The organism is Streptomyces speibonae, from assembly GCF_984686075.1.
In genome coordinates this window covers 8,319,833-8,345,868 of sequence record NZ_OZ480260.1, presented here as the reverse complement: position 1 = coordinate 8,345,868, position 26,036 = coordinate 8,319,833, and the positions used below count along the sequence as shown (strand labels likewise).

Genomic DNA, 26,036 nt, shown 5'->3' with positions numbered 1-26,036 from the left:
GGCATACTCGATGCATGGCAGGCATCGAGATCGACGACACTACAGCGGACACGCTGCAGGCCTTGGCCGAGGCAGCGGGGCTGCCGCTGGACGCCTACCTGGCGCAGGTGGCCGAGGAGAAGCGGCGCGAGCGTGCCCTGGACGAGGGTGCGGAGCTCTTCCGGCAGGTCACCGGCGACCCGGAGACGGTCGCCGCGTTCGATGCCGAATACGGTGCCCCCGCTGCGGCCCACACCGCCCCGCGGGCGGCCTGACCGGTGCCTGCCGAGTACTACGTCGACTACCGATGGTTCCTGGAGCGTCAGGCTGAGCTCTTGGACGACCTTGCGGTCAACGACTACTCCGTCTTCGTCGGCCTGGCCGCCCGGCACAAGGTCGACCCGCCCCGCCATGACCAGCACCACCCGGATGCCTTCTGGCGGGCGGCGGTGATGCTGGAGGAATGCATCGTGCTCCGGCCTCTGCCGGCGCGAAACGAGCTGTACGGCTTCGGCTTGGCCGTGGCGTATCTGGGAATGCACGGTGAGCGCGTCAACACGAAGTTCGAAGCATGGCGCGAACTGATCGCCGACATCACCACTCTGCGGCTCGACTCGTTCACGATCGCCGAGCGGCTGCGCTCTCTTCGGCTGTCGGCCTGACCTGCCTACCCCCTATCTAGCCACGTCCTCGCTTACGTGTACGACAAATACCGCCCCGTCCGCCGATGTGTCTCCTGTCGAGAACTTCCGAGCCCGTATCGGGGGTTGAGGAACATCCATGTCAGATCGTGCGCTAAGCCGACGTCGACCCTGGTAGGTGGCTGACGGAGCGTCGGCGACCGGACCCGTCTGAAGTCTTCCCACGGATAACGCCCTATTATCTGCGGGAGCTTGGTTCGTCACCTGCGGTGACGTTCTCCGGGCCGTACGTGAAGCGGCCCTGTTATCTGTGGCAAGGGGGAGCGGTGCCCACCGTCGTGCAACTGCCGACCGGGAAGGCGTTGACCGTCCGTGCGGCGGCCGACGCCTTCCTCGACTCGCTCTGCAACCCGAACACGGTCCGCAGCTACTCGACGGGTGTCGGCAAGACCGCCGAGCGGATAGGGGAGGGCCGTCCGCTGGGGTCGGTCGCGGACGACGAGATCGGCGAGGCCCTGGAACTGCTGTGGGGCACCGCGGCGGTCAACGCCTGGAACGCCCGCCGGGCGGCGGTGCTGTCCTGGCTGGGCTGGTGTGCGGAGTACGGCTACGACAGCCCGCAGGTTCCGGCCTGGACGAAGCGGCTGGCGGTGCCGGACTCCGAGACCCCGGCCCGCTCGAAGATGGCCGTGGACCGGCTCATCGCCCGGCGCGAGGTCCATCTGCGGGAGAAGACGCTGTGGCGGATGCTCTACGAGACCGCCGGGCGGTCCGAGGAGATCCTCGGCGTGAACATCGAGGACCTGGACCTCGCCGGCCGCCGCTGCCCGGTGAAGGCCAAGGGCGCCCGGAGCAAGGTCCGCCGCCGTGGGCAGGCGCGCGAGGACTTCGTGCTGGAGACCGTCTACTGGGACGCCGGCACCGCCCGCCTGCTGCCCCGGCTGCTGCGTGGCCGTACCCGGGGGCCAGTGTTCGTCACCCACCGCCGTCCCGGCCCGGGGAAAGTCGTCAGCCCGCGCGACGTGTGCCCGGACACCGGCCTTGCCCGCCTCTCCTACGGCCAGGCCCGCGCCCTGCTGGATGAGCACACCGCGGTGCGCGGGCCGGGGACCGGCTGGGACCTGCACGAGTACCGCCATTCCGCCCTGACCCACCTCGGGGAGCAGGGCGCCTCTCTGCTGATGCTGATGGCGAAGTCCCGGCACAAGAAGCCCGAGAATGTCCGCCGCTACTTCAAGCCCTCCTCGGAGGCGATCTCCGAGCTGACCAGTCTGCTTGCCCCGGGCGGCACCAGCCGCTGATTGCTCACCGTCCCGGAGTGCGAAGCGCCGGGGCGTGGGGGAGAGACCGCTCTGCGTCGGATGCGTCTCGTACCTTTTGACGACCGGAGCGGGCTTGTGTCAGTCGTGCGCTCTTGGCGCTTGCGCTGTGACGCTGCCGGTATCGGCTGCCGTCCTGCTCCATTGGGCCAGCAGGCGCAGGGAGGTCTCGGACGGGCTGCCGGGTTCGGTGCCGTAGACGAAGAGGATCTGGTCGGGGTCGTCTGCGGGGGTGAGGGCCTGGTAGGTGACGGTGAGGTCGCCGACGAGCGGGTGGTGGTAGTCCTTGGTGCCGGTCGTGCGCTGGTGGACTTTGTTGTCGGACCAGAAGCGGCGGAATTCCTCGCTGTGTATGGACAGGTCACCGACCAGGGCACTGAGGGCTGGGTCGTCGGGGTGGCGGCCCGCGTCGAGGCGGAGCATGGCGGCGGTGTCGGCGGCGACGCGGGGCCAGTCCCGGTACAGCTCGCGCGCGTGCGGGTTGAGGAATACGAAGCGGGCCTGGTTCCGCTCGGCCGCGGGGAGGGCGCGGAAGTCGGTGATCAGGCGTCCGGCGAGTGGGTTGTGGGCCAGCACGTCGAGGCGTCGTCCGAGGATGAAACCGGGGCGGCCGGTCTGCTGGAGGGTGTCCAGCAAGTCCCAGGTGGCGGGGTGGACGCGCTGGGGGCGGGGGCGCCGGCGGGCTGGCCGGGGCCGTGGCCGGGCGAGGGTGTGCAGGTGGCTGCGCTCAGCGTCGTCCAGGTGCAGGGCGGTGGCGAGCGCGTCGAGGACCTCTGCGGAGGCGCTGCGGCTGCGACCTTGTTCGAAGCGGGTGTAGTAGTCCACGCTCACCCCGGCCAGCCGGGCGAGTTCCTCCCGACGCAGTCCGGATACCCGGCGTCGGCCCAGGCCCGGGTCGTCGAGCCCGGCTTCCCGCGGGGTGAGGCGGGTGCGGGCAGAGCGGAGAAATTCCGCCATGGGTGCGCTGGTGGGGTGCTCACGGTCCATACATCCAGGGTCGCGCGTTCACTGAGGATTCGGCGGCGGGAGGGTGGCCCATTTTGTCCCCCGATCAGGCGGGCCCTTTTGATGCCTCTTTTGCCTGCTCAGAGTTGGTTCAGTGGATGCCGGAGCCCGCCACCGCAAGGGGTGTCCGGGCGAAGCGAACGGATGGAGATACCTTCATGGCAACGTGGTTCATCACCGGCGGCTCCCGCGGGCTGGGGCTGGAGATCGCGCGGGCGGCACTGAACGGCGGCGACAACGTCGTGGTCGCCGCCCGTGACCCGCGGAAGTTGCCGGACGAGCTGTGCCAGCACGACCGCGTCCTCGGTGTCGCCCTCGACGTCACCCGCGGCGAGGACATCACCGCCGCGGTCGAGACGGCTGTGGAGCGCTTCGGCACGATCGACGTCCTCGTCAACAACGCGGGGCGCGGTCTGCTCGGGGCGCTGGAGGAGATCACGGACGCCGAGGCGCGGTCCCTGTTCGATCTCAACGTCTTCGGGCTGATCAACGTCACCCGCGCGGTCCTGCCCGCGATGAGGGCGGCCGGAGCCGGAAAGATCGTGAACATCGGCTCCCGCTCCGGCTTCGAGGGCGAGCCCGGGGTGAGCATGTACAGCGCGTCGAAGTTCGCGGTGGCCGGTATCAGCGAGGCGCTCGCGGTGGAATTGGAGCCGTTCGGGATCCAGAGCATGGTCGTGGAGCCCGGGGTCTTCCGCACCGACTTCCTCGACGCCAGCTCCCTGTCGACCGCGGCCGAGCGCATCCCCGCCTACGTCGGCACGCCGGCCCACGCCACCCTGGACTGGATCGACACCGCCAACCACACCCAGCTCGGCGACCCCGTCAAGGGCGCCGCCCTGATCTATGAGGTGACCTGCCAGGACAAGCTGCCTGGGCACCTGGCCCTGGGGCGCGACGCGATCGAACGCCAGCTGGTCAAGATCCGCAGCCTTCAGGACGACCTCGCGGCCTGGCAGGACAAGTCCGCCGCCACGGCCTGCGACGACGCTGCCTGACCACCCCAAACCAATCCCGGGCAATAGGAAATTTCTCATCATGACGTACCTGCTTACCAGCCGGCCGTTGGACGGCCGTGTGGCCGTGGTCACCGGAGCCTCCAGCGGCATGGGGGCGGCCACCGCCCGCCGACTCGCCGAACTTGGAGCCTCTGTCGCCGTCATCGCACGCCGCCAGGAAAAGCTCACCTCCCTCGCCGCCGACATCACCGCGGTCGGCGGAAAGGCCATACCCCTGTCCGTCGATGTCACCGACCGGGCAGCCGTCCGCACAGCCGCCGACCAGGTGGCGGGCACGCTGGGACCGGCGGACCTGGTGTTCAACAACGCGGGCGTCCAGTTGATCTCTGCCATCGACGAGCTCAAGGTCGAGGACTGGCAGCGGCAGATCGATCTCAACATCACGGGAGTGATGAACGTGATCGCTGCCTTCCTCCCGCACCTGACTGCCAGCGCTGAGCGTGGAAAGTCCGCGGACCTGATCAACACCTCCTCCATCGCAGCGACACGCATTCTGGAGAAGTTCTCGATCTACTCGGGGACCAAGGCGTACATCAGCCACCTCACCCGTCTCATCCGAGTCGAACTGGGCCGGAAGAACGTGCGGGTGAGCGCCATCGAGCCCGGCATGGTCGACACCGAACTACCCGACCACGTCACCGACCCCGACGCCAGCGCCCTGATGGCCGGCCTGCTCCACGACATCGAGTGCCTGCGCAGCACCGACATCGCAGAGACCGTTGCCTTCATTGCCGCTCTTCCCCGACACGTCAACATCAGCGAACTGACCATCCTGCCCACGGCCCAGCCCGTATAGCGCAACAAACAGGCGGTGTACCTGCGCTGCTGGGGTCGCCCCCAGGCTCACACCGGTCAGGGCACGGCCGTCATGCGTTCTGGTCAACGACTCAGCCTCTGGTGTGTCCAGAGGCTGAGTCCCGTGGCCTGCTGGCTCCCGGCGCTCAATCGTCGTCGGTGGCGTGCTTGTCGCGCAGGGGCCGCAGCCCTCCGGGCAACTCGGGGAGCTGGAAGGAGTACCGGCCGAGCACGTTGATGTGGTGGCGCACGAACGGCGACAGCCGGGCAACGTCCTCGTCGCGGACCTCGAAGCCGTCGCTGCGGAGCTGCGTGACGGCAGCGTCCATGTACCTCGTGTTGAACAGCACGAGGGCGTTGAGGACCAGGCCCAGCGCGCCGATCTGGTCCTCCATGCCGTCCTGGTAGCGCTGGTAGAGCTGCCCGGCCCGCCCATGGAAGATCTTCCGCGCGAGCGCGTGGCGGCCTTCCTGGAGATTGGCCTGCACCTTGATCTGTCGGCGGTAGCCGGGTTCGTCGGCCAGGCGCAGGATGTGCAGGGTCTTCGCGATCCGCCCGTAGTGGGCGATCGCGTCGCCGAGTGGGGTGGGGCGGCCATCGCGGGAGAGCATCCGGATGACGTCGTAGGCGCGGACGGCTCCGGTGTGGATCGAGCCGATGATCCGCAGGATGTCCTCCCAGTGCCGTTCGATGCGGGCGAGGTCGATCCGGCCGCGGGCGGCGTCCTGGAAGGCGCCGTAGTCGGCGGTGCGGTCGATGCGCCACATCTTCTGGTCGGGCAGGTCGGCGAGCTGCGGGGCGTAGGCGAACCCGGCCAGGGTGAGCTGTCCGAACACGATGTCGCTGTAGCTCGCGGTGTCGGTGACAATCATCTCCGGGCGCTTGCCGCCGTCGCGGTCGTAGAGGACGTCCAACACGTACAGCGAGTCGCGCGGGGTGCCGGCCACGACCTTCCCGCCGAGTCCGGCGGCCTGGTCGTTAATCATGTTGAGCCAGGTCGCGCCGCCTCGGCGCCCGAAGTACTTCGGGTTCGGCCGGGCGTACACGCTGGGGACGGGGACGACGAACCGCATCCCGTCCACCGAGGCGACCAGACCCCCGCCCCACCCCTGCGCGAGGCCGATGGACGCCTGGTGCCCAATGAGGGCGGCGTTCGCGGCCCGGTAGGTCGCCAGCCGCAGGTACGTCTGGTCGACGTGGGACAGCCGCCCGTACTTCAGCGCGTCCACGCCGCCCAGGACCGGGGTGTAGCCGACGTTGCAGCCGTGGGCGACCAGCAGCGCGGCGATCGTGACGTGCAGGTCCTTCAGCCTCGCCTCGCCACCGGTGACCGAGGTGAACGCCTGGTCAGCGCCGGTCCAGGAGAACACCTCCAGCAGCACCTCGGGCAGGTCCACACGCGGCAGCATCGCGTTCACGGCCACCCGCAGATCCAGCAGGGAGGCCGGTTCGGGCTCCGGCTCCAGGGCGGCGAAGTGCAGCCGCCCGTCGTCGTCGAAGACGATCTGCGCGTTGTCCGGGACCCGGCCGGCGACCTCCCGGTAGGTGCCGTCCAGCAGCGCGGCCCGCGCCGCCAGGTGCCCGCCCGCCTCACCGGGCAGGTTCAGCGAGGCCAGCACGGTCGGCCGGGCCTGCTCCCACGCCTCACCAGCCAGCAGCTTCGCCCTGGGGTCACCCCACTTGGACGAGTTCTTCGCGAACACCTGCTTGCTCCGCAGCATCCGGTGCAGCTGCTCCAGGACGCAGAACGTGTACGCCTTCCAATCCACCGTGCCCGGCTCCAGGTGCGGGGCCGAGAGCACCAGGCGCCGCCACGACCCGGTCAGCAGACCGGTGTCGATCTCGGCCGGGCCCACCTTCTTGCGGCCCATCAGCTCCGGCAGCGACCGCAGCGCGTTCAGCACGGCCTCGCCCTCGGGGGTGGCGTCGAAGTCCACCACGGTAACCAGCAGCCGCAGGAACGGCCGGACGGTCCCGAACCGGCCCACCAGCATCGCCCGCCATGCCTCGTCGGCGTCGGAGTCCAGCGGCGGAGTCAGCTCGAACAGCGCGGCGATCGCCGCGGCCAGCTCGTGGCGGGGCACCACCTGCTCGATCTCCGCCCACATCGCGTCCAGGCTCGCCACCTTCGGCGGCGCGATCTCCCCCGTGTCTGTGTCGACCTGCTCGGAGGTGGTGTCGAACACGACCTGGAACGCGGTCGCCAGCTTCGCCGACGCCCGCTCCACGCGCGGCAAGGTCTTCAGTTTCTCCTTCGCGCTCTCGCGCTCCGCCCTGGCCAGCAGCTTCGTCGCGATCAGGACCTCCAGCAGGTCCAGCGCGTCATCCACCGCCCGCGACGTGAGGTACACCGTGGTGGCCAGCAGCGTCGCCAGCCGCCGAGCATCCGAGTGCCGACGCAGCAGCGACGCCTTGCCGTCCACCCCGTATCGCGACAACTCCGCCAGGCGCCGCGGCGGTATCCCCGACACGTCCAGGGCGCCCATCCCGAGCGCGGCGATCTCCTCCGCCCGCTCCAGGGCCCGCTTCATCTGGGGGCCCGAGATCCGCACCGGACCGCGCCGCAGCCGGTCCAGCTCCGAGACCCGCTCGCCGGGCGGCACCGTCAGCAGGGAGTCCAGCACCGCCCGCTGCCCGACGCTCAGCATCCCGTACAGGGTGTCCCACAACCGCTGGTTCGCCGCCTCCCGCACCGCCCCCACCAGCCGGGCCAGACGGCTTGCCCCCGGCAGCAGCACCCGACCCTCGCGCAGCCAGCCCGCCGCCGCGTCGAACAGCGCCTTCGGACCGTCCCCCGTCGTCCATGCCCGCGCGTCCAGCCAGCCCGCCAGCTCCTCGCGGACCTCGGCGAAGTCCCGCCAGCCCCCGGCCTCCTGGATCTCCCCAGCGTGGGTACGGGCCGTACCGTCCCGCTCGCCGTACAGCTTCAGGCACGAGGCGTCCGCGATCTCCAACTGCCCGGCCAGGTACTCGGCCACCTCCGCCGGCACCTGCCGCGGGTCTGACAGGAACCGGCCCAGGAACCGCACGCTCGTCAGCTGGACTGCGAACCCGAGCCGGTTGTGTGAACGGCGCTTGGCCTGCACCGCCTCCCGGTCCGCGTCGTCCAGGAAGAAGTACCGCTCCAGCTCCGCCCGCGAGGGCACCTCGTGGAACGCCCCGTACCGGGCCGCCTGCTCATCCGTCAGGAACTCGACCGCCACAACAGCTCTCCGAAGATCGACAACAACGACCCACGAAGGCTCCGACGCTCAATCACCCCAGGTCAAAGCACCAAACCGCCCAGCGAACCTTTAGCGCACGATCTGACACGGATGTTCCTCAGACCCCGGTCACATCACTCCGTGGGCTGCTCCCGAGCGTCCGTGATGCCACCCGGCACGTGCGGGTCGAACCGGCCGGCGCGCATAGCTTCGATGCATTGCAGGACGCGGCCGAAGGACGTCAGCCCGTACGTGATGTATCGCGTAGGTGAGTCCCCGAGCACGCTTTCACGCTCGATGGGAACGCCGCCCATGATCGCCCGGTACGTGTCACGCGCCTCGTGCCCGGGGTGAGCCCTGATCCACGCCATCTCGACGTCCGACGCGAACTCGTTGGCGGACGTGCAGGTATACCGGTTCCAGTCCTCGACGGGCTTGGTCGGGTCAAGCGCGGCGATCGTGCGTACCTGCTCGATGCAGCGCTCGTAGATGCGGGACAGCTCGGCGTTCAGATCTTGGCTCATCAGGGTTCTCCCTCCCCGCGCCGGACCATCCGGCGACCGGTGGACCCTGCCCCAGGTGGCAGTGGAACAGTCGCACCGCCACATACGCGATCCAGTGGGCCGCGGGGGCGAAAGCGGTCGGTGAGCCCTGATCCCGCAAGCACCGCAACCGCAGGTCTGCGAGCCCTATCTTCTTTTTCATGACAGCGAACCGACGGCCGCTACCGACCTCGGATGATCGGGAGCTGCGGCTCTGGAGGGTGGGCCGGGCTCTGGCCGTCACCTTTGTTGCCGCAGTCCTGGTGGCAGGCTGCGTCTTCTACAGCCTGGTGTACCTGCTGGACTTCAAGGAGATCGACAGCACCGCGAAGCTCGACGCCAAGACGCTCTTCGACCTGGTGAAGCTCTCCTTCGGGGTGGTCGCTGGGGCCGGTGCGCTCGTCGCCCTGGTCGTGGCCTACCGTCGCCAGCGCGTCGACGAAGCCGGTGCTCACCGCGAAGCCACCAAGCTCCACACCGAACGCTTCTCCCAGGCCGTCGAGCAACTCGGCTCAGACTCGCCAGCCGTCCAGCTCGGCGGAGTCCACGCCCTTGCTGGCCTCGCCGACGACGCCCCCGACGACAGTCTGCGCCAGACCTGCATCGACGTTCTGTGCGCCTACCTCCAGCTTCCCTTCACCCCCGACCCCGGCAACGACCCCGCCCACCGAGAGGAACACCACCGCTTACCTGGAGCAATGTTCAAGACCTGTGGATCGGCCTCGGGAGGGGTGCCTCGCGGAATGCGGAGGGCGTACCTTCCCGAGTGATCGACTGATGGTCATCGAGTAGGCCCGCGTTGCAGCGCGGGTCGGGAAGGCACGCCCGTGCTCAGCGTAGTCAACGACGAGGGATCCACCGAGACCGGCTCCTTGATGGACGACATCGTCCGTGAGGGCGCCCGGCGGATGCTCGCCGCCGCCCTGGAAGCCGAAGTCAACCAGTACATAGCCGAGTTGGTCGGTCAACGCGACGAGAACGGCCGCCGCCTGGTGGTCCGCAACGGCCACCACCGCGAACGGACCGTGACCACTGCCGCCGGCCCGGTCCAGGTGCGGGCGCCCCGGGTCAACGACAAGCGTGTCGACACGGAGACGGGCGAGCGCAAGCGGTTCTCGTCGAAGATCCTGGCGCCGTGGTGTCGGAAATCCCCGAAGGTCAGCGAGGTCCTGCCCCTGCTCTACCTGCACGGACTGTCCTCGGGCGACTTCGTGCCCGCGATGGAGCAGTTCCTCGGCTCAGCGGCCGGGCTCTCGCCGGCCACGGTGACCCGGCTGACGAAGCAGTGGCAGGACGACCACGCCGCCTTCCAGGCCCGTGACCTGTCCGGATCCGACTATGTCTACGTGTGGGCCGACGGTGTCCACCCCAAGGTCCGCCTCGGCCAGGTGCACTCCTGCGTCCTGGTCCTCATGGGCGTCCGCCTGGACGGCACCAAGGAACTCATCGCGCTCGCCGAGGGCCTGCGCGAGTCGACCGAGTCGTGGGCGGACCTGCTGCGCGACTGCCGGCGGCGTGGCATGCGCGACCCCGAGCTCGTGGTCGGCGACGGTGCGATGGGCCTGTGGCGGGCGCTGGCAGAGGTGTTTCCGCAGGCCAGACAGCAGAGGTGCTGGGTTCACAAAACCCGCAACGTGATCAACGCCCTGCCGAAGTCGGCTCAGCCCGGCGCCAAGAAGGCCCTGCAGGAGATCTACAACGCCGAGGACCGCGGCCATGCCATGAAGGCGGTCAAGGACTTCGAGCGGTCCTACGTCGCGAAGTGGCCCAAGGCCGTCAAGAAGATCACCGACGACGTCGACGAACTCCTCGCGTTCTACGACTTCCCGGCGGAACACTGGGTGCACCTGCGCACAACAAATCCGATCGAGTCAACCTTCAGCACGGTGAAGCTCCGGACCAAGGTCACCCGCGGAGCAGGCAGCGCGGCCGCCGCCCTGGCGATGGTGTTCAAACTCGCCGAGTCCGCCCAGGCCCGATGGCGTGCGATCACCGCACCCCAACTCGTCGCCCTCGTCCGCGCCGGCGCCCGCTTCGAGAACGGTCACCTCATCGAACGCCCCGAGGCCGCCGCGGCCTGAACAACCCCGCTGATCCACAACTCTTGACAATTACTCCACGGTGGAGCAGGTGTACGACGCTGTCGCCCGCCAAGCGGCGGCGCTGCCCGCCCACGCGTGGATCGTCGGATCCGGCTACGACGACACCGTCATGGGCCGCCATCCCCACCGCCTGGGGCTGGACCGGGCCTCCGGCGGGCGGCCGGTGTGGCTGAAGCACCGCTCCGGACACATGTGCGCTGTCAGCAGCGAGGTCCTGCGGCTGGCCAACGTCCTCGACGGCTCGGCCGAAGAGCCCGACGGCGGCGTCGTCGTGCGGGACAAAAACGGCTCGCCGACCGGGGTGCTGCAGGAACGCGCCCAGAGCCTCGTGTCGGCGCTCGTCCTGCCCTGTCCGGTGGCCGATCTCGTGGATGCCGTCTCCCGCGCCGGCGCCGTCTACGTGGCGGAGGGAATCACCCACGTCGTCGAGGCCGGGATCGGCCTCGGTCTCATCGGCCGGAGCCCGGTCGAGGCAGCTGCCTACCAGCTGGCCCGCGACCGCGGCGTCCTGCCTCTCCGGGCGGAGCTCATGGTGGCCGCCGACAACCTGCATGCGCTGCACGCGCACGCCGACGACGGCATCACCACGGGAATCGACCTGGGACTGCACAGTGGGTTCGGTGACGACTGGCTGCGGCTCGGGCCGATGAAGATCTGGCTCGACGGATCACTCATAGGCCGCACCGCCGCTGTGTCGGAGCCCTTCTGCGGCCAGCACCACACGAGCGGCGTTTACCAGGACAGCCCCGACGAACTGCGCCGCCGGATCGTGGCCGCCCACCGGGCCGGCTGGCGAGTCGCCGCCCATGCCATCGGCGACAGCGCCGTGGATCTCGCCCTCGACGCATTTGCCGACGCCCAGTCCTCCGCGCCCCGGCCCGGCATACGGCACCGTATCGAGCACTCCGGCGTTGTCCGGCCCGACCAGCTCGACCGCTACGCCGAACTCGGCGTCGTCCCGGTGCCACAGGCGCGCTTCCTCCACGCGGTCGGCGACGCCATGGCTGCGACGCTCGGTCCCGAACGCACTCGGTGGATGTACCGCCAAAGGTCATTCCTGGAGCGGGGTATACGGGTGCCCGGCAGCTCCGACCGACCGGTCGCGCCGGGAGCCCCTCTGCTCGGTATGCAGTCGATGGTGGAACGCCTCAGTTCGGAAGGCGCCGTACTCGGTGCCGACGAGCGGGTAACCGCTGAGCAGGCGTTGCGCGCGTACACCCTCGACGCAGCGTGGGCCAGTCACGACGAGAACACTCGCGGCAGCATCACCCCGGGCAAGTACGCGGATCTCGTACTTCTCTCGGAGGATCCCGTCGAGGTGGAGAGCGCCCGCATCGGCGCCATCGACGTCCTGGCCACCTTCGTGAACGGCGTATGTGTCCATGGCTCAGAAGCCGTTGTCGTACCGTTCTCGGGACTTGGTGATCGAACGGTCGTCCCGATCGGGTGGTCGTGGTGTGCTCGGCGCATGAGAGGAGGGCCTCCTGAACAGCTCGCTGGTGTCGAATCACCGAGCATCAGGAGGCCCTGGTGTCGCAGTCTTGCGTGCCGATGCCTGTGCAGTCCACCGCGGGCACCCGGGAGTGTGACTGTCTGGCTCACCGGTTCGGAAACGCTGCCGACCATGCGCTGCACGAGCGCCGTTACCCGAGTGACATGACGGACGCGGAGTGGGCGGTGGTGCGGCCGCTGCTGCCGGAGCCTGGCTGGATGCGCGGCCGGGGCGGGCAGCCGGAGGCGTACTGCCACCGGGCGATGCTGGACGCCATCGCCTATCTCGTGGACAACGGGATCAAGTGGCGGGCGATGCCGGTCGACTTCCCGCCGTGGGACCGGGTCTACGCGTTCTTCCGCCGCTGGCGCGACCACGGCCTGGTCCGGGAGTTCCACGACCGGCTGCGCGGGCAGGTCCGCGAGAAGGCGGGGCGGGATCCCCGGCCGACGGCCGGGATGATCGATTCGCAGTCGGTCAAGGCGGACGCCGTGGTCGGCGCCGACAGTCGTGGCTTCGACGGCGGGAAGCTGGTCAACGGCCGCAAACGGCACGTCGTGGTCGACACCCTCGGCCTGCTGCTCGGCGTCATGGTCACCGGCGCGGATGCCGGCGACCGGGCCGCTGCCCGCGTCCTGCTGGAACAGGTTGCCGCTGCCCACCACCGCCTGGCCCTCGTCTGGGCCGACGGCGGCTACACCGGCAGCCTCGTCGAGCACTGCCTGGCCACGTTCGCCCTGGTGGTGGCGATCGTCAAGCGCAGCGACAACGTGAAGGGGTTCGTGGTGCTGCCCAAGCGGTGGATCGTCGAGCGTCTGTTCGCGCACCTGATGCGCAGCCGCCGCCTGGCCCGCGATTTCGAGCGCCGTGTCACCAGTGCCGAGGTGATGATCTACTGGTCGATGACCGCCCTCATGATCCGTCGCCTGGCCCGGCCGCACCGGGAGCGAGGGTGAACTGTCCGGGAGTGGGCTCGGCCAGCCAGCCCCGGGCGACCAGGCGTTTCGCCTTCGACCGCAATGCCTCCACCCGTGCCGGCACCACGTCCATGCCGAACCCCGCGGCCATTTCCTGGCACGTCACAGGCCCCTGCTCCAGACGGGCCCGGTCCGCGACTGCTTGAACGATCCGCTGGTAGTCGACCGACAGCACCGACGAGGCCATCCCCGCACGCCACACCGGCACCTGCGATTTCGGCCGGGCCGCATCACGGGATGTCGGCCACCCGCCCGCTTCCCGCGGACCGGCAGCGTCCTGAACGCCGGCACCGGCGGCTCCGTCGGGAGCCAGAACCGTGTCGACTCGCCGCCGGGCGATCAACCACTCCCGCAATTCCTCCTCGGCCGCGGCCAACTCGGCCTGGACGCGGTCGGCTTCCTCACGAAGCCCGTCGACCCGGCGTCGAGCAGCATGTTCCTGTTGTTCCAGCAGTCCGATGATCGAGGGCATTCACGGCCTCCCACGGAACGACAACGTGACAGGCCACTACTTTCACGGACCTACCGCACCCATCCACGACCTGCGGAAACCCACTGATCACACTCGGAAAGACAACAGCTTCTCAGGCACCGTCTTCGACGGTGCCTGAGCCCAAGGTCTCCGCCCCTGGGCGATGCGGCGGGTGGAACAGCTGCCGTGCGGAGGGTTTTCACGGGTGCCGCCCAGGACGTCGAGTCTGCTGGGCTGCACCGCCTTCAGGAGAGCCTTGCGGGGCTCACCCCCGGCCTTCCGGATCCGCAGCCAGCAGCGCCTCCACCGACCAAGCGGTGTGGAGCAGTTCGGCGTCCTGTCCTGGCAGGCCCTCCAACGAGATGCCGACCGGCAGTCCGGCCGTGAAGCCACCGACCGGCAGTGAAATGGACGGTGTGCCGAGGACCGTGGACTGGGTGGTGTTCGCAACGATCGTGCGGAGGAGATCCGTTGTACGGCCGTTGTGGGTGAGTACTCGGTCCTCGCCGGTGACCGGAGCGGTGGTCACGACCGTGGGATAGGCCAAGGCTTCGACACCTGTGGCCGCGAAGACGCGACGGAGGCTTGAGCGCAGCGTGTCGCACAGGCTCTGCATGTGCTCGTATTCGGTGTGGGACACGGGTGACTGTGCTGCCTCGGACACGAGGTCACGCACGTCCGGCGAGGCAATCAGGCCGGCCACTCCCGCGAGGTCGAGTTGTCTGCCGCCCGTGTCCAGCACGCGGTTGAAGTAGGCGGGCAGGAGGCGGGCCTTCTCGTAGTTCAGGATGGCGATGCCGGCCTCGAATACCGCGTCCCGGAGTGCTCCGAGGACAATGGGCACTACTTCTACGCCGTGGTGGGACAAGGTGTCGAGCGCTGCATGGGCTTTCTGTTCGACCACTGGGTCGAGGTCTCGCCACAGGTCCAGTGGCATGCCCAGGCGGCGTGGTGATGCCATGGGGGCGTCGCTGTAGGTGTCTCCGTGGATCACATGGTCGACGGCGATGATGTCGCGGACCGTGTTGGCGAGGATCCCGACGGTGTCCCGGGTCCATGAAACGCTGACGGCCCCGTCGCTCGGGTAGCGGTCGGTCGAGGGGCGGAAGCCCACGATGCCGCAGAAGGCAGCCGGGATGCGGACCGAACCGCCGGTATCCGTACCGAGGGCGAACGGTACGGAACCGGCGGCCACTGCGGCGGCGCTGCCACCGCTGGATCCTCCGGCGGTCCGGACCCTGTCGGCAGGATTGCGCACGGGCCCGAACGTGGGGTTGTTGCTGGTGACGCCCAGGGCCAGCTCATGCATGTTCGTCTTGGCCACGGCAAGGGCGCCGGCGTCCACCAGGCGCCGTACCACTGATGCGCTCTGGACTGGCAGGTTGCGGTCGAGGGAAGGGGTGCCGGCCGTCGTGGGAAGTCCCGCGACGTCGATGTTGTCCTTGACCACGAACGGTACGCCGGCGAGTGGGCCACGCGCCTCCCCCGGCCGCATGGTCGCCCGTGCGGTGAGCGCGCCAAGTGCTTCCGCCGGCTGGAGGAGCTCGGCGATGGTGTCCGGGGAGGTCTCGGTGTGGTTACCGAAGTCGCGACAGGCACTGATCGAGTTCTGATACCGATCGGTTGGGGTCGCACAGCCCTCGAAGGCGCTGGGCTCACACACGCTCGGGCGTCCCCTCGGTCTCGCCTCGGTGAACCTTCCAGAGCTGCTCGATCCGCTCACGCTCACCGAGTGACTGGGGCTTGACCAAGGAGATGAGGACGTAGACGGCGATGTTCACCGCCAGGGCTGCGACTCCGGAGGTCAGACCGGCCAGCCACGGGATCGAGAGGGGGTATATCCCCTGCAATACCGCTGCGGTGATGAAACCGCTGGTCATGGCTGCAACAGCCGCCGGCGCGGTTCCGCGCTTCCAGAAGATGCCGAAGAACAGGGTCGGAGCAAGCTGAACAATCCCCTGGTAGGCGACAAGGGCCCAGGTGATCAGGCCGGTGGTCGCCGAGGCGGTGAAGAACGCGGCGACCGCGCAGATGGCCGTGATGATCGCTACCGACCAGCGTCCCACGGCGGGGTTCTCGATGCGGCGGTGCTGGATCACGCCGATGAAGTCGTTGGCGCTCTGCGCGCCCAGGGCTTGCAGGTTCGCTCCGACGTTGCCCAGAGTCGCGCCGACCACGCAGATCGCTGCGGCCGTCAGCACCACCAGGCCGCCTCGTTCAGCAAGGATGAACCAGACATCATCGGGTGCGGCGGCCACCTCCTTCACGCTGCCGGCGAGGAAGGCGACCATGCACACCGCAGTGCTGAAGACGAAGATGATGGGTGTGGCCTGAAGGGCCGTCCGTCGAATCGTTCTCACGCTGTCTGCGGTGAACAGCCGGACGAAGATGTCGGGCCAGCACCAGCTGCCCGCGGCGCCGGTGAGGACGATCGACAGCGCGTACAGCGGTCCGAGTTCACTGCCCGGGCCGGGCAGGGAGTAGCGTCCGGACGGGACGGCGCCGAAGCCGTGCCCGTTCGTCAGCAGCCAGGTGAGCATGCCGAGTGCGATGACGGTGCCGATGAGGTAGGCGAAGATTCCCTGTACGAGATCGCTGATCATCACACCGCGCATGCCGTACTTGACGGTCCAGATCTGCCGGAATCCGATGACGCCGACGCTGATGATCACTGCCCAGATCGGCCCTACGCGCCCGAAGGACAGGTAGGAGAAGACGAGCCCGAGGGACTGCATGCCCAGGACGATCCACGGGAGAGTCGCCACGATGCCGATCAGTGAGGCCACCACCCGGACGGCTCGGGAGCCGTAGCGCATGCCCAGCAGGTCGGCCTGGGTGCGCAGGTCGAACTTCCGGCCCCAGTCGTGCACCGGCCGCGCCAGCGCGTACATCAGCGCGATGGCCGCCATGGAGTACACGACGAGGTAGAAACCGATCACTCCGCCGCTGGCGGCGAGTCCTGCGAAGGAGATGAACACCGTCCCCGGCAACCAGGTGTTGACGAACGCCATCGTTCCGTAGGTGGCGTTGAAGGAACGCCCCGCCGTGGCGTACTCACTGAAGGTGGCGTCGGGATGGCGTGTCCGCTCCATCACCCAGATGATCAGGGCTATGAAGGCGGCGACGCCTCCGTAGGCCAGCAGCATGTTCATGCGTGACTCCAGTCCCCATATGCCGGAACGTTCCGGCACCTGCCAGAAGTGAATGACCCCTCGCTCACCTCAGGGGTCTTGAGGGGTTCTGGCCTCCGGCGATCGGACATCCGAAACGCTCCTCGGCGAAGTCGCGGAGGGGTGGAAGCGAACCCTGTTGCCGGAACGTTCCGACGCGGTTCAGGCTGCGCTATCCAGCCTCCAGGTGTCAAGGGTCGCTCACGCTCATCAACAAGCGATGACGATTGGTATCGTGCGGTCATGAAGTCCCGTCCGGTGACCATCGTCGATCTTGCGGAGAGTCTCGGGCTCTCCAAGACCACGGTTGCAGATGCACTGAGAGGTTCCGGACGGGTCGCAGCGACGACGCGCCGGCGTGTGAGGGAAGCCGCGCGCGAGTACGGCTACGTGTCGAACCGGGCGGCCCGGCAGCTCAGGACCCGGTCCAGCGGTGCCATAGGGCTCTACATCCCCCCGCAGGTTCGCAGCATGTGGTTCTACATGCCGTTCACCTTCGGCGTTGCCCAGGAGGCGTCGCAGTACGAGAACGACCTCACCCTGATCACGCCGAGAGACGGCGCAGTGGCGCCGGCCCAGCAGCTCGACGGCGTGATGATCGTCGATGCGCTGCCCGGGGACCCTGTGGTCAGCAGCCTCATGGACCTGCCGGTGCCGATCGTCACCGCCGGCCGGATCTCCGACATCCCGGAGGACCGTCTGGCCGGCTTCGTCGAGATCGAGCACGAACGCATGTGCGGGGTCGTGCTCGACGAACTGGAAGGGCTTGGCTTCTCCAACCCCGCGTTGGTGAGTCCCGTCCCCGGCGATCCACTGTCGTGGTCGCACCAGCTGCACGCCGGATACAGGAAATGGTGCAAACGACGGGGCCTGCGTGAGCGCGCGGCCGCCGCGGTCCCCTTCCCGGACAACGCCGAGCTCGCGGCAACCCTGGATGAGATCCTGCGCGACCCGGAGGTCGACGCGATCTTCTTCGCATGGCAGGACATCGCCACCCGGGCGGAAATACAGCTTGAGCATCTCCGCAAGGAAACCGGGCGCAGGGTCGGCATTGCCACAATGGTCAGCTCGATGGACCACTTCTCTCACACCTACGATGCGGTACTGAACCTGCGACCGTACGAATTCGGCCAGGCCACCGCCCGCCTGCTGGAAGAAGTCATCACCAACCCGTCGGACACACTCATCCACAGAATCCATGACGCAGTCCTGGTCTCGTCGGCGGACATGGAGCCGGCCACCATGGGGGTCACTGCTGTGGAGAACGCCCCGGCGAAGCTGCCGTGACACTGTTGTGAGGCTGCTCCGCGGCAGGCTCAGTCCGTACACCCTCAGCTGTCCACCGCGGTGGTGCGGTTCCGGATCGCGGAACGCCGGTGGCCGCCCCTGTGACCGTCGAGGCGCTTGAGTCACGCCGTGAGGATGCCCCGGTTGCAGCGCAGCGTCGCCGCGACGACGGCGATGACGACGGCCGCGATGACGGCCGTCCCTACGACCGAGCCGGTGGCGGCGAAGAGGCCGCCGAAGCAGGCCACGCCCAGCGCCGCACCCACCGCGAGGGCCGTCTCCTGGAGCGCCGCGGCGCGCGCGACGTCCTTCGGCGGGACGCTGCCCAGCAGGTAGGCGTCGCCGGAGGCCATGGAGACACCGACACCGAGGCCGAGAAGGAAACTGGCGGACCACAGGCCGGCAAAGGCGGCCACGATGAGGCCGACGGCGCAGGTGGCCAGGCCGGCCTGGAGCATGTGCACCGCGGTGCAGCGGGCCTGGACCTTGTGGAACGCGAACCCGCCGAGGGAGACCCACAGGGCCAGGACCGAAATCGGCAGGACCGACAGGAGCGAGTCGGCCTCCGCGCTGAACAGAAGGACCGATCCCGTGTAACAGGCGGAACTCACGACGAGCGCGACGGAGGGTGCGCCGAGCCGGGAGAAGCTGAGCATTCCTACGTCGATCAGCGGGTCGCGCGAGCGGAGTTGCCGCGTGCAGAAGACTGCCAGGATCAGGCAGCCCGCGGCCGTGGCGAGGAGGCGCTCGAACGCGGCGCCCTGGCTCTGCAGTCCGGCCACGAAGAGTCCGAAGCCCACGAAGGCGAGGGCGGAGGAGGTGACGTCGGCGTTGGTCGATGAGGCCTGTCCGAGCGTGATGCCGTGCAGCAGCGCGATGGCGAGCGCCGCGCACACCAGAGCAACGGCGGCGGGCAGCCAGAAGAGCACCGTGCAGGCGTCCATGCCGACGAAGACCCGGCCGGTCAGGGGCCCTGCCCCGGCTCCGATGGCGTACGTGGTGATCCACAGGGAGTAGCCGAGGGTGCGTTCCGAGGTCCCGGGCAGTCCGCCGATGACCGAGGCGACGCTGGAGACGATCAGCGCGTAGCCGAATCCCTGGATGAACCGGCTCGCCGTCCACATCGTTGCCGTGTCCAGCAGTGCGGGACTCGCCCCCGCGAGGGCGAAGACGAAGAGGCCGGCCGCCAGGGTGACGCCGGGGCCCAGGCGTGCGCCCAGACGCGAGCCGAGGACGACGCAGGAAGCGAGGGCGATCGTGTACCCGTCGATGAACCACAGGCGCCATGAGTCGGTCAGGACCGGCAGGTCGTAGGCCACGGAGTTGAACAGTGTGGAGTCCACACCGCCCAGGAACATGGGGACCAGCAGCAGCGGGAAGAGGACCTTCTTCGACACGGCGGTGGACCGTGGCGGGGCAAGGACACTTCCGGTCATGGCAGACCTCGTCTCAGTTGGCCTTCATCGGTGAGCGCAGCAGGAGGAGGACCCTTGCGACGACGCCCGGCAGGACTGCCGAACCGCTGCCGGTCTTTCTGTCCGCGAGCCCGGCGCGACGTGCGTGCGCCGCACGGGGGGGGGGGGCCGCAGGGCACTCAGGACCGGCTCCCGAGGGCGTCACGAAGTCCAGGGGTGAACCACCTGAGACGGTTCTATCAGCCGGTGACTCCTGAGGCAACCGGCCTAGCCGGTTCCACGCCCCTGGGGTGCCGCGCCGGCAGCACACCGGAGGCCGGCCCGACGAGGGACCAGCGGCTGCCAGGCCTCCGAATCGCCTTCGACCCCGTCAGGGCCGCGACGTGCAGCGCGAACCGTCTGGAGCAGTTCGCTTGCTTGTTCTCGGCAGGGCAACCGGCTAGGGTGGTTCCATGCCCGTCAAGCGATTCCCCGAGTTCCGTCTCGGCAAGGTGCTGGCGACCAGCTTCACGGCGACCCTCACGGAACGCTGCGGTGAGCCCGTCGAGCGCATCCCCGTCCCGGAGCGGCTGGTCGACTGGCTGGCGGTCAACGGGCTCAAGGTCGATTCGTGCAGCGATTCCCAGCTGGAACACGCCCGGCAACTACGTGAAGCGATCCACAAGGCCGCTACCGCCGTGGCGACGCAGGCTCCCCCTCCCGCCGCAGCCATCCAGGTCATCAACGACCGCAGTACGGGGGGCCATGCCTCAGCGGTCCTCTCGCCCCGGGGCGAGCACGAGTGGCACCTGGGTTCCGCCTCCGTCGAGGACGCCCTCAGCGTGATCGCCGCCGACGCGGTCGACATCGTCTCGGGCGCGCGCGAGGGGAGGATGGCGTTGTGCGCGTCCCCGACGTGCCGGGCCGCCTTCTTCGACACCAGTCGGGGCGCCACGCGCAGATGGTGCGAGATGAACACCTGCGGGAACCGCGAGAAGAAGGCGCGTTTCCTCGCCAACAAGCGCCAGGACCACGCCGGCTGACGTCGCGACAGGCGCCGTTTGCACACCGACACCTCTGCCTCCTGGCCGTGCCCCTCTGCCAAGGAGGCGCCCCACCCAGCCGAACGGCGACCGGAACACCTCGGGTCCGGCCGCCGCAAGCGAGCAGCCGAGCCGTCTTCGCTCATCCCGACCGCGCCCAACGCCAGGGCCTTCCCGGTACGCTGGAAGCAGCCGACGAGGGCAGGCGGCCACCCGCATGCCGTTGCGCGGTGCGCACTGTGACAACCGGTCAGTGTCCGGTGCCGATCAGGCCGGCACCGGCCTGCCCGCCCGGATCATTCCCCTGGGCCCCCCGTGACAGGCAAGCACTCGGCGAGCAGATCAAGGACGTCACGCCAGGCGCGCCGCGCGTGCCGTGGGTGGTAGCCGGTGCCATCGACTGTGGGGTGGCCGACCGGCGGATGGTGGAAGGCGTGCAAGGCGCCGCCGTAGACCGTAAGGCGCCAGTCGACGCCCGCGGCCTGCATCTCGGCGATGAACGCATCCCGCTGCCCGGGCGGCATGATCGGGTCCTCCGACCCGACCCCGGCCCACACCGGGCAGCGAATGCGCGCCGCCTCACCCGGCCGGCCCGTGGTGATCGCGTTGACTGTCCCGATCGCGCACAGACCGACACCATCACGCCCCAGTTCCAGCCCGACGGCACCCCCGGTGCCATAACCGATGACGGCAATCCGGACGGGGTCGGTCCGCGGTTCACCGCACAACACGCCGAGCGCCGCGCGCCCGATACCCCGCATCCGGTCAGGATCACCGAGCAGCGGCATGCAGCGGGCCAGCATCTCCCCGGGATCAGCCAGATAACGCCCGCCGTGAAGGTCGAAGGCCAACACCACATACCCCATCCCGGCGAGGACATCGGCCCGGCGACGCTCGACATCACTGAGGCCCAAACCCTCCGGCCCGAACAGCACCCCCGGCCGGCAGTCGTCACCACCCGCCGGAAGCGCGAGATACCCAATCATCGTCAAACCATCGGCCCAATACTCGACCGCACGCGTCGCAACCTCCGCCATAAGACCGGACCGTAATCTTCATCAAACACAATCCAGCCGCCGCTCTGCCGCTAGCAGAGCAGGTGCCCCTCTGGAATGCACGGCGAGCGGGACTGCCCTGATCGAAATCCTGCTGCTGGGCCGGCACCTGCCACACAAACGCATTGTCGGCGGCCTGGGCGGCCCTGCGGGCCAACCGTTGCCCGGCAAGCCGCCGGCGAACGTCCACTCCCTGCTCGAGGGGAAGCCGTCTCATGTCCCGCCGGACACCAGGCCGCTGCCCTCGGTGCCCCCCTGTGACAAGATCCTCCGACGTCGTCCCGTCAGCGGCGGTGACCACCGGGAGGCAGAAGCACAGTGACCCAGCCGATCACATTGCAGCCGGAGGCCACACCGCGCTTACGCCAGTCGGTGCGTCCTCAACGACCAGGCACGCAACGGGCGCCATCCAGCCGGGCGGCAGCCAGGGAGAAACAGTCCGGTGCGGGTTTCCCGTGTTCCACGTCGCTGCCATAGAGCTGCACCGCAGGGAGGGGCAGGCCGGCCGTTCTCATCCGGGTTGGAGCGTGGCAGGGTCCGCTCCCGCAGGTGAGGGGAAAGCAACGAGATGCCTGTTCAGACCTGCTGTTCGAACTGCAGGGCGTGGTACCGGCGCGCTGCGATGTCCTCACGGGTGCCGGTGATCAGTGTTTGGGTGTAGACGTCGAGGTCGATCGACTGGCCGTGTATCTGCGCCAGGAGAACGAGATCGCCCCCGTCCGGCGCCACCTGCCAAGGGCTCGAGTAGCCGCCCAGTTGGACGGAGACTCCGTACGAGGCACCGCCCGCCACCGTGTCCTGTACGGCCTCCTCGAAGGCGTCCAGGTCTGCGCCGCCGCCGTTCAAGAACGCGCGGGTCGCGGGAGCGTCACGCCAGCCGGGCGCGAAGGTCAGTCCCGGAACGGGGTACAGGGCGCCCGGCGGGTAGACCGTGACCGCCTCCCCGTCGGGTTCGTAGGCCGCCTGGCGCTGGGTGGTTCGTACACTGGCGGGGACGTGCAGCACCACCGACGACTCCGGCTCGTATTCGATCTCGACGAAGAACAACAGGTGCCCCTCGGAGGGCAGTTCGATGTCCAGAGCTTCACGAGGCAGTGCCGCGCAGTCGACGGTCACGATCAGTGGTGAGTCTCCGTCGGGCCAGTCGACACCGTCCGGCAGCCAGGGCAGGCCTCCCGTGCGCGCGGCGGGCCGGGCCTCTTCCCGCTGGGCGGGAGTGAGGTCCTCGAAGGGGACCAAGTGGAGGCACGGCCGGGAACGGGCGAGCATCTCGCGGGCAACCGGACCGGGAATGCCGTGCGTCTTGGCCGTTCGTAGGACACGCTCCTGAACGATCGCTGTAGTCATGACCGCGATCCTGCCAGAGCCCGCTGACAACGAACCCGAATGCCGTTCTGCAGGCAGCAGTTGCCTCGGTGGCCGGGTGGGGCCCCGCATGGCGCCGCGCCGGGGGGCTACTGGGTGCCGGCCGGCGCGACGCGGGGGCCTTCAGGCGATGCGGCGCTGGGGGCCGTAGGCGTCCAGGCGTGCCCACCGGACGTCGGGTCCGGGGTGGTGCCCAAGGGAGCCGGCGGCTTTCCGTGCCGACTGGGCGATGTCCAGGCGGAGCGGTTGCAGGCCGAGCTGGAGGCGGGGCCGGCGGCGCACGGCTGGACGGAGGACCAGCGGTGGACCCTGGCGAGGGTCGCGGAGGTGATCCATCGCCTGTTCGGCTACCGGTACACCCCGCGTGGGGTGTCGTATCTGCTGCACCGGCTGGGCTGGTCACCGCAGGTGCCCGCGCACTGGGCGGTCGAGCGGGACGAACAGGCCGTAGAACGGTGGCGGACGGAGCAGTGGTCACGGGTAAGAGGACGGTCCAGCTCCTGGGCGCGTGGCTCTGCTTCGAGTTGCGCCGTGAGGCGCTGTGGTTCGTGTGGGGGTGAGAGACCGTGCGCCACGAGGCGTGTGATCCGCGTGCGGGTGTGAGACCAGCACCGTCGTCCCGTCGCAGCGGGACGGCAGAAGCAGGGGGCAGTTGGGCCCGGCGAGTCGGCCGGATCTGGTGGAGAGCAGCCCCGACAACGACGGGACGCACCGGAACTACCGGACGGTGCGGGTCCGGCAAGCGAGACGGGAAGGTGGACGCGAGGAACCAGCGGTGTAAAGCCCCTCAAGACCTCCGCCAGCTCAAAACCCGGTGGATCTGGGCTGGATCGCGGTGCGCACTGCCCATACGGGCAGGAACTCCTGGATCGGATTGATCTTGCCGGTCCGGAGGCCACGGAGAAGGACTGCGGCGTAACCGTGGCGATGCCGCAGGGGCAAAGCTGGCCGCCTCACCCGACGAGCGGATCACAGTGAACGTGGGAACCACCCCGAAGCTCTCGCCTTGGCGCGCCTTCCAGGCGCGTCCGGCGGGAAGGCGCGACGTCCGCCGATGGCCCGGGGTGGGGCGGAGGGCTGGTAGTAGTCCGCAGGCGGGGGAGAACCGGTTCCCGCTCCGCCGCACCACGGGTTTCTTCCCCTTCTCGCCCCAGGTGCGGCCGGTGACCTGGTCGGATTGGATGCCGACCTGGTGGGCGAACAGGACCTCGCCGCCGTCCTTCTTCGCCTTCGCCCGGATCGCGGGCCAGGTCTCCTCGTGCCAGCGGCGCACGGCCTGCGGGTCCTGCTCCACGACCCGCTTGTCCGGACGCTGGAAGGACAGCCCCCAACGCCTCAGGTACTTGCCCACCCGGGCTCGGTCAGTCGCACCCGATACAGCTTTGCGATCAGCTCGCCAACCATCCGCCGCGTCCACAACTGCCCGCTCAAACCCACGTCGCAGATGGCGTCCCGCTTCGTGGTGTAGCCGATCAACGTTGGGGCGTACGCCCCGGGGCGTGTGCCGACAGGGGTTCCGCTCTCTGCCCGACAGGCGGGCCACCATGCAACTCTCCCTGGTGAACGGCCAGTTCAACCAGGAGGTGCATGATGGCCCTGTCCCAGCATGACTTACTTCGGCTGCTGGAGTCACTGCGTTCGGCGGACGGACTCGAACTTGTCCGGTCCGTGGCCGAGCGGATGCTGCAGGAGCTGATCGAGGCCGAGGCAACGTCGAGGATCGGCGCGGAGTGGAACGAGCACACCGAGACACGCACTGCACTGCGCAACGGGCACCGCGACAAGACGCTGACCACGCAGGCCGGTGACCTGGACCTGGCCATACCCAAGCTGCGCGCCGGCAGCTTCTTCCCCAGTCTGTTGGAGCGTCGCCGCCGCATCGACCAGGCCCTGTTCGCCGTCATCATGGAGGCGTACGTCCACGGGGTGTCCACCCGCTCGGTCGACGACCTGGTCAAGGCACTGGGAGCGGACAGCGGGATCTCCAAGAGCGAGGTCTCACGGATCTGCCAGGACCTGGACACCCAGCTGGCCGCGTTCCGGGGCCGGCCCCTGGACCACACCCGCTTCCCCTACATCTACCTCGATGCGACCTACTGCAAGGCACGGGTCGCGCACCAGATCGTCTCCCGGGCCGTGGTGATCGCCACCGGCATCACCGAGGACGGCGGCCGCGAGGTCCTGGGAGTGATGGTCGGCGACAGCGAGACCGAGGTGTTCTGGACCCAGTTCCTGCGCTCCTTGCGTGAACGCGGCCTGGGCGGTGTCCGTCTCGTGCTCGGCGATCACCACTCGGGCCTGGTCAAGGCGATCCGCAAGGTCATGATCGGCGCGGCCTACCAGCGCTGCCGGGTTCATTTCCTGCGCAATGTCTTCGGCGTGATACCCAAGGACGCCGCGGAAATGGTCGCCGCAACCATCCGCACCATCTTCGCCCAGCCCGACCAGGACGCCGTCCGCAACCAGCTCGACACGGTCGCCGACATGCTGGGCGCTCAGTTTCCCCAGGTCAAACAGATGCTCCTGGACGCCAAGGACGACCTCACCGCCTTCGCCGCCTTCCCGGAACGGCACTGGAAGAAGATTCAGTCCACGAACCCGCTGGAGCGGATCAACCGCGAGATCAAACGCCGCGTCGATGTCGTCCAGGTCTTCCCCAACGACGACGCCCTCCTGCGGCTGGTGACCGCCGTGCTCTTCGAGATGCACGACGAGTGGATCGCCTTCCCCCGCCGTTACCTACCCGAAGGCAGCATGGACCAGATCTACCCCACCGAGCCCGGCGAAAGCGCCCCCGTGCTCCCGAACACCACCACCACAACCGACGACTGATCGCCTACACCACGTCAAGGGACACGACCACGTCGCAGGGCCAGTGATCGAGGACTGCCTGCCGCACAGCGGCCTGCTCGGCCTCCCCGAGCACCTGGTGCACCCCGACCGGCTTGCCCCGCGGCTGCATGACCAGTGCCTCCCGGCCGCCGGCCTGCCACTTCGCCCACCAGATGTCGACCGCCTTCAGCGACACACCGAACACCGCCGCCACGTCCTCACGGTCCCGCCCCGCCGCCAACGCGGCCACCGCCCGGAGCCGCAAGGCCTTCTGCGCCGACGGCGACAGATGCCGCGCGTCCCCCACCAGATCGCTCACACCACCGCAACGACCCAGAATCCGA

24 protein-coding genes and 1 pseudogene are annotated in these 26,036 nt (G+C 68.9%); 13 read left to right on the top strand and 12 right to left on the bottom strand.

Features of this window, described 5'->3' with window-relative positions:
* The first annotated feature begins 14 nt into the window (after window positions 1–14).
* The 3 genes from AC5L3C_RS37330 to AC5L3C_RS37320 all read left to right on the top strand — a co-directional run bounded on the left by AC5L3C_RS37330 (window position 15) and on the right by AC5L3C_RS37320 (window position 1,921).
* Window positions 15–254 (top strand): antitoxin MazE7, encoded by a 240-nt coding sequence (locus tag AC5L3C_RS37330; RefSeq protein ID WP_493653618.1) that lies wholly within the window; start codon window positions 15–17, stop codon window positions 252–254.
* A 3-nt stretch (window positions 255–257) separates the two neighbouring features.
* A complete protein-coding gene (locus AC5L3C_RS37325; protein ID WP_493653617.1) occupies window positions 258–641 on the top strand; it encodes a toxin Doc in 384 nt (127 codons plus the stop codon).
* Between the two features lie 305 nt (window positions 642–946).
* Window positions 947–1,921: a tyrosine-type recombinase/integrase gene (locus AC5L3C_RS37320; protein WP_493653616.1), complete on the top strand. Its 975-nt coding sequence runs from the start codon at window positions 947–949 to the stop codon at window positions 1,919–1,921.
* Window positions 1,922–2,020: 99 nt separating this feature from the next.
* Here AC5L3C_RS37320 and AC5L3C_RS37315 read toward each other — a convergent pair whose 3' ends face one another.
* The gene (locus tag AC5L3C_RS37315) at window positions 2,021–2,896 is read right to left on the bottom strand and encodes a helix-turn-helix transcriptional regulator (protein WP_493653615.1); all 876 of its coding nucleotides are present in this window, start codon (window positions 2,894–2,896) and stop codon (window positions 2,021–2,023) included.
* A 206-nt stretch (window positions 2,897–3,102) separates the two neighbouring features.
* On the opposite strand from AC5L3C_RS37315, the gene AC5L3C_RS37310 reads away from it, so the two are divergent.
* On the top strand, window positions 3,103–3,942 hold the full coding sequence (locus AC5L3C_RS37310) for an SDR family NAD(P)-dependent oxidoreductase (protein WP_493653614.1): 840 nt from the start codon (window positions 3,103–3,105) through the stop codon (window positions 3,940–3,942).
* Window positions 3,943–3,982: 40 nt separating this feature from the next.
* A complete protein-coding gene (locus tag AC5L3C_RS37305; RefSeq protein ID WP_493653613.1) occupies window positions 3,983–4,759 on the top strand; it encodes an SDR family oxidoreductase in 777 nt (258 codons plus the stop codon).
* A 145-nt stretch (window positions 4,760–4,904) separates the two neighbouring features.
* On the opposite strand, the gene AC5L3C_RS37300 is transcribed toward AC5L3C_RS37305, so the two are convergent.
* A complete protein-coding gene (locus AC5L3C_RS37300) occupies window positions 4,905–7,961 on the bottom strand; it encodes a Tn3 family transposase (RefSeq protein ID WP_493653612.1) in 3,057 nt (1,018 codons plus the stop codon).
* Window positions 7,962–8,095: 134 nt separating this feature from the next.
* Entirely contained in the window at window positions 8,096–8,485 is a 390-nt protein-coding gene (locus AC5L3C_RS37295; protein WP_493653611.1) for a hypothetical protein, read from the bottom strand.
* A gap of 179 nt (window positions 8,486–8,664) precedes the next feature.
* Here AC5L3C_RS37295 and AC5L3C_RS37290 point away from each other — a divergent pair.
* The 4 genes and pseudogenes from AC5L3C_RS37290 to AC5L3C_RS37275 all read left to right on the top strand — a co-directional run.
* Window positions 8,665–9,189: pseudogene (locus AC5L3C_RS37290) on the top strand (pentapeptide repeat-containing protein); the annotation flags it as partial.
* A 141-nt stretch (window positions 9,190–9,330) separates the two neighbouring features.
* Window positions 9,331–10,584, top strand: a complete 1,254-nt coding sequence (locus AC5L3C_RS37285) for an IS256 family transposase (protein WP_493649863.1) — start codon at window positions 9,331–9,333, stop codon at window positions 10,582–10,584.
* A 40-nt stretch (window positions 10,585–10,624) separates the two neighbouring features.
* Entirely contained in the window at window positions 10,625–12,265 is a 1,641-nt protein-coding gene (locus AC5L3C_RS37280; RefSeq protein WP_493646218.1) for an amidohydrolase, read from the top strand.
* Complete coding sequence (locus tag AC5L3C_RS37275; RefSeq protein WP_472094517.1) at window positions 12,262–13,053, top strand: IS5 family transposase; 792 nt, start codon at window positions 12,262–12,264, stop codon at window positions 13,051–13,053. Before AC5L3C_RS37280 ends, AC5L3C_RS37275 begins: the two co-directional genes overlap by 4 nt.
* Here AC5L3C_RS37275 and AC5L3C_RS37270 read toward each other — a convergent pair.
* From AC5L3C_RS37270 to AC5L3C_RS37260, 3 genes are all read right to left on the bottom strand, one after another.
* On the bottom strand, window positions 13,010–13,546 hold the full coding sequence (locus tag AC5L3C_RS37270; protein ID WP_472094515.1) for a hypothetical protein: 537 nt from the start codon (window positions 13,544–13,546) through the stop codon (window positions 13,010–13,012). The genes AC5L3C_RS37275 and AC5L3C_RS37270 overlap by 44 nt on opposite strands.
* A gap of 265 nt (window positions 13,547–13,811) precedes the next feature.
* Window positions 13,812–15,041, bottom strand: coding sequence for an amidase family protein (locus AC5L3C_RS37265; protein WP_493653700.1), 1,230 nt, complete (start codon window positions 15,039–15,041; stop codon window positions 13,812–13,814).
* 160 nt (window positions 15,042–15,201) lie between these two features.
* Window positions 15,202–16,698: a sodium:solute symporter family protein gene (locus AC5L3C_RS37260; protein ID WP_493646219.1), complete on the bottom strand. Its 1,497-nt coding sequence runs from the start codon at window positions 16,696–16,698 to the stop codon at window positions 15,202–15,204.
* 261 nt (window positions 16,699–16,959) lie between these two features.
* Here AC5L3C_RS37260 and AC5L3C_RS37255 point away from each other — a divergent pair, with 261 nt between their 5' ends.
* A complete protein-coding gene (locus AC5L3C_RS37255) occupies window positions 16,960–18,003 on the top strand; it encodes a LacI family DNA-binding transcriptional regulator (protein WP_493646220.1) in 1,044 nt (347 codons plus the stop codon).
* Between the two features lie 122 nt (window positions 18,004–18,125).
* Here AC5L3C_RS37255 and AC5L3C_RS37250 read toward each other — a convergent pair whose 3' ends face one another.
* On the bottom strand, window positions 18,126–19,439 hold the full coding sequence (locus AC5L3C_RS37250) for an MFS transporter (protein ID WP_493646221.1): 1,314 nt from the start codon (window positions 19,437–19,439) through the stop codon (window positions 18,126–18,128).
* A gap of 431 nt (window positions 19,440–19,870) precedes the next feature.
* Between AC5L3C_RS37250 and AC5L3C_RS37245 the strand changes: the two genes are divergently transcribed.
* Window positions 19,871–20,440 carry a CGNR zinc finger domain-containing protein gene (locus AC5L3C_RS37245; RefSeq protein WP_493646222.1) on the top strand — a complete coding sequence of 190 codons (570 nt, stop codon included), beginning with the start codon at window positions 19,871–19,873 and terminating at the stop codon, window positions 20,438–20,440.
* 296 nt (window positions 20,441–20,736) lie between these two features.
* On the opposite strand, the gene AC5L3C_RS37240 is transcribed toward AC5L3C_RS37245, so the two are convergent.
* The 3 genes from AC5L3C_RS37240 to AC5L3C_RS37230 all read right to left on the bottom strand — a co-directional run bounded on the left by AC5L3C_RS37240 (window position 20,737) and on the right by AC5L3C_RS37230 (window position 23,142).
* Entirely contained in the window at window positions 20,737–21,477 is a 741-nt protein-coding gene (locus tag AC5L3C_RS37240; RefSeq protein WP_493646223.1) for a dienelactone hydrolase family protein, read from the bottom strand.
* A 594-nt stretch (window positions 21,478–22,071) separates the two neighbouring features.
* Window positions 22,072–22,842, bottom strand: coding sequence for a DUF1963 domain-containing protein (locus AC5L3C_RS37235; protein WP_493653609.1), 771 nt, complete (start codon window positions 22,840–22,842; stop codon window positions 22,072–22,074).
* A 141-nt stretch (window positions 22,843–22,983) separates the two neighbouring features.
* A complete protein-coding gene (locus AC5L3C_RS37230) occupies window positions 22,984–23,142 on the bottom strand; it encodes a hypothetical protein (RefSeq protein ID WP_493654208.1) in 159 nt (52 codons plus the stop codon).
* Between AC5L3C_RS37230 and AC5L3C_RS37225 the strand changes: the two genes are divergently transcribed.
* Window positions 23,107–23,463, top strand: a complete 357-nt coding sequence (locus AC5L3C_RS37225; protein WP_493654193.1) for a helix-turn-helix domain-containing protein — start codon at window positions 23,107–23,109, stop codon at window positions 23,461–23,463. The genes AC5L3C_RS37230 and AC5L3C_RS37225 overlap by 36 nt on opposite strands.
* Before the next feature lie 184 nt (window positions 23,464–23,647).
* On the opposite strand, the gene AC5L3C_RS37220 is transcribed toward AC5L3C_RS37225, so the two are convergent.
* Entirely contained in the window at window positions 23,648–24,406 is a 759-nt protein-coding gene (locus AC5L3C_RS37220; protein WP_493653607.1) for a winged helix-turn-helix domain-containing protein, read from the bottom strand.
* Between the two features lie 44 nt (window positions 24,407–24,450).
* Here AC5L3C_RS37220 and AC5L3C_RS37215 point away from each other — a divergent pair, with 44 nt between their 5' ends.
* On the top strand, window positions 24,451–25,692 hold the full coding sequence (locus AC5L3C_RS37215) for an IS256 family transposase (protein ID WP_493653911.1): 1,242 nt from the start codon (window positions 24,451–24,453) through the stop codon (window positions 25,690–25,692).
* Between the two features lie 4 nt (window positions 25,693–25,696).
* Here AC5L3C_RS37215 and AC5L3C_RS37210 read toward each other — a convergent pair whose 3' ends face one another.
* Window positions 25,697–26,011, bottom strand: coding sequence for a helix-turn-helix domain-containing protein (locus AC5L3C_RS37210; RefSeq protein WP_493653606.1), 315 nt, complete (start codon window positions 26,009–26,011; stop codon window positions 25,697–25,699).
* Between the last annotated feature and the right edge of the window lie 25 nt (window positions 26,012–26,036).